The 1559-nt window shown below is 44.8% G+C and carries 1 protein-coding gene; it reads left to right on the forward strand.

All coding sequences use genetic code 11. The features are described from left to right. Nucleotides 1-103 precede the first annotated feature (103 nt). A partial coding sequence (locus ACFIL8_RS10115) for an alanine-zipper protein (protein WP_375689657.1) occupies nucleotides 104-1559 on the forward strand: 1456 nt, incomplete at its 3' end.

Below are 1559 nucleotides of genomic sequence, written 5' to 3' on the forward strand. Positions count from 1 at the left end.
GATGGTTCACTGAAAGATTTAGAGAAGCGCTTAGAGACCTTAAGAGAAGAGTTTGAAGATTTGAAAGAGTGTTCATTTTAGGTTTAATGGAGGAATAAAGCAGATGAAAATACCTGATCATAGTCATGAGTATCTGATACCAATAGCCACGAAAGAGGAAATCAGAGAAGGAACTTCGCAAGATAGCGTTGTTGTTCCGAAGATTTTAGGGACGGCATCTTTGTATTCGTATGAAACCTTTGCGCCGTTAGAACAGGTTGTGAATGCAAGGCAAGAGTCGGAAAAAGCCATGGCGCGTGCGAATGGTGCGCAACAGGTTGCAGAAGAATCGAAATCTATTGCTGAACGTGCAGAACAAACAGCGAAAGATGCTTCTCAAACAGCAACAGAGACAACCCAAGTAGCAGCGACCGCGGTAGCGACGAGTCATGAAGTTAAGACGATAGCAACACAAGCAAGTCTTAAGGCGGATGGCGCAAAACGGACAGCTGATGATGCCAAGGATATTGCAGAAGAGGCAAAGGCTCTTTCAGAACAATCCAAGAATGCTTGTGCTGAAGTCAAGGAATCTGTTGCAACTGTTAAGAGAGTTGCCGAATCGGCGCAAACAGGAGTGGAACAAGCCTCGCAAACAGCTTCAGAAGCGAAGGGTTTGGCGGAAGCGGCGAAAAGTGCAGCAGAGAGTGTAACAGAGAAAGTAGATCAAGCACTAAGAGAGGCTAGCGATGCAAAATCTAAAGCAGAAGGCTTAGAAACAATAGCCAATGAAGCAAAATCCACGAGTGATCATGCAAGCCAAACCGCTTTGAGTGCAAAAAGTTTATCAGAAGAAGCCAAGGAAGTAGCCGAGACTGCGAAGTCGACAGCAGAAGAAGCGAAGAGTGTTGCGGAGCAAGCAAAAGAAGAAGCTGATACGACGAAGCAAGGGCTTGGAGAGGTCAAGAGTTCATTAGACACGGTGACAGCAACGACAAATTCTGCGAATACAGCCGCCTCTGAGGCAAAAGTGTTAGCGGAAGAAGCGAAGAGTGCATTGACAGAAGTTCAAGAGAAGGCACAGAGGAACAGTGACAGTCTTTCTGAACTTCAAAGTAAGGTAGGTTCTCTTTCCACTAATTTTTTAGAGAATGTGCGTTTTCATCAACCTGACAGAATTCTGGAAGCCGATCCGAAAAATAGAAAAGGTCTTGTGATCAATGACGGGGCATGTTTTCGCTTTTATCATGGTGAAGAGAATGGGGGTAGGTACCTCTTTTACCGCATTCCAGGGCGTGGAAGGATGACTTTTGACGAAGATCTTGAAGCAGGAAAGGATTATTATATATATCTCATCTTAAAAGATCAGACGAATGAGCTATCCTTTGAAATTTCGCAAAATCCGACGGCTCCTGATGGCTATACAAAGGATAATTCTGAAAAGATCGGTGGATTTCATACGCTATGTGCGGATGTTGGTGAGATTGAAGGTCATCTCTTATCGGGTTATCAAGCGGGGGATGTTTTGCCCAAGTCTGTTTGGTGTTTAAATCACCGCCCACGTAGTAGTCCAGAAGGGATGG

This window comes from Bartonella sp. AP57NXGY, assembly GCF_042195805.1.
GTDB lineage: Bacteria > Pseudomonadota > Alphaproteobacteria > Rhizobiales > Rhizobiaceae > Bartonella.